This is a genomic window from Saccharomonospora iraqiensis subsp. iraqiensis (assembly GCF_000430445.1).
GTDB lineage: Bacteria > Actinomycetota > Actinomycetes > Mycobacteriales > Pseudonocardiaceae > Saccharomonospora > Saccharomonospora iraqiensis.
This window is the reverse complement of record NZ_KE387111.1, coordinates 1,912-7,857: the sequence shown is the minus strand read 5'-3', so window position 1 is coordinate 7,857 and position 5,946 is coordinate 1,912. Positions and strand designations below refer to the sequence as shown.

The 5,946-nt window shown below is 72.9% G+C and carries 6 protein-coding genes and 1 pseudogene; 2 read left to right on the top strand and 5 right to left on the bottom strand.

Annotation, left to right across the window (positions count from 1 at the left end; all coding sequences use genetic code 11):
- The 4 genes from ACTIR_RS26010 to ACTIR_RS0116435 all read right to left on the bottom strand — a co-directional run.
- Positions 1 to 120: SDR family NAD(P)-dependent oxidoreductase (locus ACTIR_RS26010; RefSeq protein ID WP_154663793.1), on the bottom strand; the 120-nt coding region annotated here is incomplete at its 3' end.
- Positions 121 to 165: 45 nt separating this feature from the next.
- A complete protein-coding gene (locus ACTIR_RS0116445; RefSeq protein ID WP_026455108.1) occupies positions 166 to 1,233 on the bottom strand; it encodes a PDR/VanB family oxidoreductase in 1,068 nt (355 codons plus the stop codon).
- Complete coding sequence (locus ACTIR_RS0116440) at positions 1,218 to 2,174, bottom strand: metal-dependent hydrolase (protein WP_026455107.1); 957 nt, start codon at positions 2,172 to 2,174, stop codon at positions 1,218 to 1,220. Before ACTIR_RS0116440 ends, ACTIR_RS0116445 begins: the two co-directional genes overlap by 16 nt.
- A complete protein-coding gene (locus tag ACTIR_RS0116435; RefSeq protein ID WP_233345930.1) occupies positions 2,174 to 3,748 on the bottom strand; it encodes a flavin-containing monooxygenase in 1,575 nt (524 codons plus the stop codon). The genes ACTIR_RS0116440 and ACTIR_RS0116435 overlap by 1 nt, the downstream gene beginning before the upstream one ends.
- Before the next feature lie 51 nt (positions 3,749 to 3,799).
- On the opposite strand from ACTIR_RS0116435, the gene ACTIR_RS0116430 reads away from it, so the two are divergent.
- Positions 3,800 to 4,480, top strand: coding sequence for a TetR/AcrR family transcriptional regulator (locus ACTIR_RS0116430; protein WP_026455105.1), 681 nt, complete (start codon positions 3,800 to 3,802; stop codon positions 4,478 to 4,480).
- Between the two features lie 42 nt (positions 4,481 to 4,522).
- Here ACTIR_RS0116430 and ACTIR_RS24890 read toward each other — a convergent pair whose 3' ends face one another.
- Positions 4,523 to 5,275 carry a hypothetical protein gene (locus ACTIR_RS24890; protein ID WP_026455104.1) on the bottom strand — a complete coding sequence of 251 codons (753 nt, stop codon included), beginning with the start codon at positions 5,273 to 5,275 and terminating at the stop codon, positions 4,523 to 4,525.
- A gap of 226 nt (positions 5,276 to 5,501) precedes the next feature.
- Here ACTIR_RS24890 and ACTIR_RS23840 point away from each other — a divergent pair.
- A pseudogene (locus ACTIR_RS23840) lies at positions 5,502 to 5,946 on the top strand (hypothetical protein); the annotation flags it as partial.

The window sequence follows — 5,946 nt, the reverse complement described above, 5'->3', positions numbered from 1 at the left end:
CAGCAGGGCCACGGTGGCGCCGCGCCGGTGCAGTTCGCGGGCCAGGGCGAGACCGATCCCCCGCGCGGCGCCGGTGATCAGCGCCACCGCGCCGGAGAGGTCGAGCCGGTGCCGGGTCATCGACGCCTCCTTTCCGGGTTCGACGTGCTCTGAGATCGGGGATGCTCAGAGGTCGAGGGAGAGCGTCGGGCCCGCCGCCCGGGACACGCACGGCAGCATCGCCCGGTCGCGGTCGGCCGCGGTGAGCGTCGTGTCCCGGTGCTCGACCCGCCCGTCGAGGACGGCCACCCGGCACGTGCCGCAGAATCCCTGCCGGCACGAGTAGGCGACGTCCGGACGTTCGCGGCGGATCGCGGTCAGTGCCGTCTCGTCGGCGGCCACGGACACCGTGCGGCCGCTGCGCCGCAGCTCGATGTCGAACGGTTCGCCGCGCACCACCGGTTCCGGGGAGAACCGTTCGGTGTGCACGGAGGCATGCGGGGCCGTCGCCCGCAGCCGGTCCCGCGCCGCCGTCATCAGCGGGGGCGGTCCGCACAGGTAAACGGCGGTGCCCGGCCCGGCCGACGGCACGAGGTCGGCGACGTCCGGTGGTCCGGACTCCCCGTCGGTGCGGAGGTCGATCCGGCCGCCGTCCCGGGCGGGGAGCTCGTCCAGGAACGGCATGCTGGGCCGGTCGCGGCCGAGGTAGACCAGCCGCCAGTCGGCGCCCACCCGGTGGCAGGCGCGCACCATCGGCAGGATCGGGGTGATGCCGATCCCCGCCGCCACGAACCGGTAGGACGCCGCGGCGACGAGCCGGAAGGCGTTGCGGGGGCCACGCATGGTGAGGCGATCACCGCGCCGCAGCTCGTCGTGAATCTCGGCGGAGCCCGCCCCGCCGGGCACGCGGCGCACCGCGACGCGGTAGCGGTGCCGGTCCGCGGGGTCCCCGCACAGCGAGTACTGCCGCTGCCTGCCCGACGGCAGGAACAGGTCCAGGTGCGCGCCGGGGACCCAGCGGGGCAGGACGTCGCCGTCCGGCGCGGTCAGGGTCAGGCCGACGACACCGTCGGCCTCGGGGCGGATCGCGTCGACGACGAGGTCGAGGTCGAATCCGTGGTGACGCACCGGGGCGGGCCGGGACAGCAGCGGCGCGGCACGGCTCTCGGTGACCAGCGCCCGGTACGCGGCCGCGGCCCGTTCCAGCGCGCGCACCGTCCTGCCCGGACGGTAGGGCTCTACTGGGGATCGCACGACGCCTCCGTTCCGTCGTCGCGCCGCTGTCCCGCGTCGGCGGCGGGGGACCGTGCCAGGTAACGCACCGCCTTGTCCATGTCGCCGAGCTGGGAGGGATGGAAGTCGGGGCGCAGGTACCGCGGGATCTCGGTGAGGAACAGCGTCGCCGGGGGGATCATCCCGCGCCGCGCGGCGTCGAGCAGGCGCAGCGGCCAGAACCGCCCCTTGTCCGGCGACGGGTCGGCGCGGTGCAGGTAACCCGCCGCGGCGACGACCAGCCCGGCGAGCAGCGCACTCGCCAGCAGCGCGCTGCGCACCCGGCGTGCGTAGCTGCCGTCGACGTACTGGAAGGCGTCGAAGGCGACGTTGCGGTGTTCGACCTCCTCGGCGCCGTGCCAGCGGACGAGGTCCAGCATCGTCGGGTGCATTCCCTCGCGTTCCAGCACCTCGGCGTCCAGCAGCCACTCCCCCACCACCGCGGTGTAGTGCTCCATCGCGGCGAACAGCGCGAGCCGCTCGCACAGCCAGGCGTGCCGGGCCCGGCCGGTCGGCCCCGCCGGGCCGAGCACCCGGTCGGTCAGCCACTCCATCGCGCGCACCATCGGTCCGACGTCCAGGCCGAGCGAGGCCAGGTGTTCGCGGGCCCCTTCGTGGGAGGAGGCGTGCACGGCCTCCTGGCCGATGAACCCGGTCACCTCCTCGTGCAGGCGGGGGTCGTCGATCAGCGGCAACGCCTCGGACAGCGCCTTCGCCATCGCCCGTTCACCCTCGGGCAGCACGAGGTGCATCACGTTGATGACGTGGGTGGCCATCACCTCGCCCGGGATGTAGTGCAGGGGCACATCGTCCCAGCGGAACTCCACGTGCCGTGCCCGGATCGCGTGCGCCTCCGCGTCGTAGCGGCGGGCGCCGCGCGGATCGACGACCGGCCGACGGCCCGGCCGAGGAAACCTCACCATCATGCGCTCCTAAGGCTCTCGGCGGTCACGTCGTCGGTCGGGTCGTCGGCGGGGGTCGTGTGGAACTCGGCCGGGTCGAAAGCGCGGGTGCGGGCCCGGAACTGCCGGGCGAATCCCGGGTAGAACACGAAGTTGCGCCCGGATGCGGTGAGGTAGTAGCTGCGGCACCCGCCGGTGTTCCACACCGACCGGGCCAGCCCGCGGTCGGTCCGGGCGACGAAGGCCCGCTGCACGTCCTCCCGCACCTCCACATCGGACAGTTCGGCGTCCCGCATGCACCGCAGCGCACCGAGGACGTAGCGCACCTGCGCCTCGATGGTGATGATCTGCGAGGTGTAGGTGACCGAGTTCGGTCCGAGGAGGAGGAACAGGTTCGGGAACCCGTGCACCACGGTGCCGAGGTGGGCCCGCGGCTCCCCCTGCCAGACCTCGCGCAGGCTGCGGCCGCCCCGTCCGTGGATGCGGCCGAACATCGGATGCCCGGTCATCCGGAACCCGGTGGCCAACACGAGTGTGTCCAGTTCGTGGGTGGTGCCGTCCGCGGTGACGATCCCGTGCGGGGTCACCTCGTGGATTCCCCCGGTCACCACGTCCACGTTGGGGGCGGCCAGCGCGGGGTAGTAGGTGTTGGAGAAGGTCGGCCGTTTGCAGCCGAAGGCATAGCCCGGGGTGAGCGCGGCGCGCAGTTCCGGGTTCCGGACCTGTCGGCGCAGATGCGCGCGGCCGAGCCATTCGGCACCCTTGAGCAGCGCGGGCCGGAACACCAGCCCGGGCACCATCGCCTCCTGGACGAGGTCGAACCCCGCCCGGGCGAGGCGCTGCACCACGGGGGCACGGTCGAACACCCGCTGCGGCAGTCCGGTCATCGACCGGTCCGGGTGCGGCATGATCCAGGTGGGGGTGCGCTGGAACACCGTCATCGCGGCGACCTCCGGCTGCAACCGGGGGATCACCTGCACCGCGGACGCGCCGGTGCCCACCACGCCGACGCGCTCCCCGGCGAAGTCGTGCCCGTGGTCCCATTCCGCGGTGTGGATGACCCGGCCGCGGAAGCGGTCCAGTCCGGGGAAGTCGGGCACGGACGGACTGCTGAACGGCCCCGGCGCCGCGATCAGCACGCGCGCCCGCCAGCTGCCGTGCGCGGTCGTCACGTGCCAGCGCCGCGCCCGCTCGTCCCAGGTGGCCTCCTCCACCTCGTGCCGCAGGCGCAGGTGCGGGGTGAGGCCGAAGTGCCGCACACAGTCGCGCAGGTACTCGCGGATCTCCTCCTGGTACGGGTAGAGCCTGCTCCAGCGCGGGTTCGGCGCGAAGGAGAACGAGTAGAGGATCGACGGGATGTCGCACTGGGCGCCCGGGTAGGTGTTCGCCTGCCAGGTGCCGCCCACCTCGCCGGCGCGTTCGAGGATCACGAAGTCCTCGATCCCGGCGCGTTTGAGCTGGATCGCCGCGCACAGCCCACCGAAGCCCGCACCGAGGACCGCCACGTGCACCCGCTCGGGGTGTTCCCGCGTCGCGCCGCGCATGGTGGCCTCCGGTCGCCGGTGCCGGTGTCCGGGAAACATAGGATTTGACATCGCTCGATGTCAACAGCACGTGATGTCAGATGTTGCTGGGAGGATGGCGGCATGGTCACCGAAACGAGCCAGGGAAAACGCAGGTGGCGCGGCCGCGAGGCCGCGGACCGGGCCGCCACCCGGCGCGCGCAGCTCCTCGAGGCCGGCACGGAACTGATGGGCACCGGCGGCGCGGCCGGCCTGTCCATGCGCGGGGTGTGCCGGCAGGCGGGGCTCACCGAGCGATACTTCTACGAGAGCTTCGACAACCTGGACAGCTTCGCCGTGGCCGTGCTGGAGAGCGTGGTGTTCGGCGCGCGGGACACGCTGTTGGCCGCCCTGGAGACCGCACCCCGGACCCGCGCGGAACTGATCCGGCACGCGGTGCGCGCCTTCACCGACCACGTCGTCGCCGACCCGCGACGCGGACGGATCATGCTCGGCGAGTCCATGACGTCACCGGCCCTGTCCCGCCGCGGGTGGGAACTGGTCGACGAGTTCACCGCGCCGATCGGCCTGGTCATGACCACCTCCGGCACCGGCGACCCCGACGGAGGCGACGGCTCCGACGGGGTGGACGACCTCGGCGGAATGGACGACGCCGACATCCGGCGCAACGCGCTCGCCGTGTTCGGGGCGCTCGCCGCGCTGTACCAGCGGTGGATCGCCGACGGCTTCCCCGGCCCCCGGGAGCGGTTCGAGGAACACGTTGCACGGATCATCGAACAGATCACCGCCGCGCGTTCCCGGTGAGACCGGCGGTGTCCGTGGTGGCATGAGGTGCCCGGCCGGTGATCAGGGCGCCGGATTCAGCGTGTCCGAGGCGGTCGTGACTCCCTGATCCGGAGCCGCGGGGAGGACCTCCGGCGAACCGTGGTCCGTCAGGGCCCGCATGCCGTCCTCGTCGATCCCCAGGTAGGTGCTCTCCAGGTCAATGTCCGTGGCCAGAAACCAGCGCCGGTCCGCGGGCCACCAGAGGTTCATCGTCTGGAAAGCCCATCCGAATACCGAATGTCCCGTTGTGTCGATCGATCCACGGAAGACGAAGTAATTCCGATCGGGAAGCCGCAGGTGCGCCCCGTCGGTGATATCCGGTTCCCGGGTGGCCGCCCACCCGGACCACAAGGCGAAGAAGCAGTCGTCCGGGGTGTCGGTGCAGCCGCGCAACACGTCGACCACCGGGCCGACGAGCTCCGGCGGCAGCGTGCCCTGGGCCGGTGGGTCCGTCCACGACGCGGACCGCCCGTCATCGTCGTCGATGCCGTTCTCGTACTGCTGCAGCCGCAGTCCCACCAGGTTCGGGAACTGCACCGACGGATGGAACACGCGGTTCGAGCGCTCGGCGATCTCCTGCCACCGGACCGTCCGTCGCCCCTCGGGCCGTTCCCGGTACGCGGGATGGAGCAGCCGTGCGGAGCACGGATACCGCTCGGGCACCAGTGCCCGGACGACACCCCACGGAGCCGCGCGGAGAGCGGGCGCGAACCACCGCGCCGCCTCCGCAGCGTCCGGGACCACGTCCCACGGCCCGAACCGGGATGTCGCCATGGGCGGGATCCTACGGCGCATGTCCCGGCGGAACCGCCGACAATCAGTGCCTCGTCGAGGACCTGCGAGACCCTCCGCCCGCGTTTCACAGGGTTGTCCTCGGCATCCGGGCCGTGCGACAACGGCAGCCGTGCGGTTCCGACACCCCGCACCACGCCGCCCTGCGAACCCGGGCGACGGCTGGTTCACTCCACTCGACGGCCTGACCGACAAGGAGCCCGGCCCGATGACCACGACCGCCCACACCCGCCCGGGCACGCCCCGCGACGGCCGTGCCGCCCGCGCGGCGCTGCTCGACGAGATCGACCCGGACCGGCGTCTGGCCGGCCCCCTGCGGAACGCCCTGCTGACCGTCCCCCGCGAGACCTTCGTCCCCGACCGCGGCTGGGTCTTCGACAGTGCGGGCGCGGCCGTCCCGTTCGACCGGGACAGCGATCCCGACGGCTGGTGGGACCTCGCGCATGCGAACCGGGTCGTGGCGCTGCAGTTCGACGACGGCCACACCCGCTGGCCCGATCCCGGCACCCGCGCCACCTCGACGCTGTCGCAGCCGGCCGTCGTGGCGGCCATGCTCGCCGAGCTGGACGTGCGCCCCGGGCACACGGTCCTGGAGATCGGCGCCGCCAGCGGCTACAACGCCGCGCTGCTGGCCGCCCTGGCGACACCGGGCG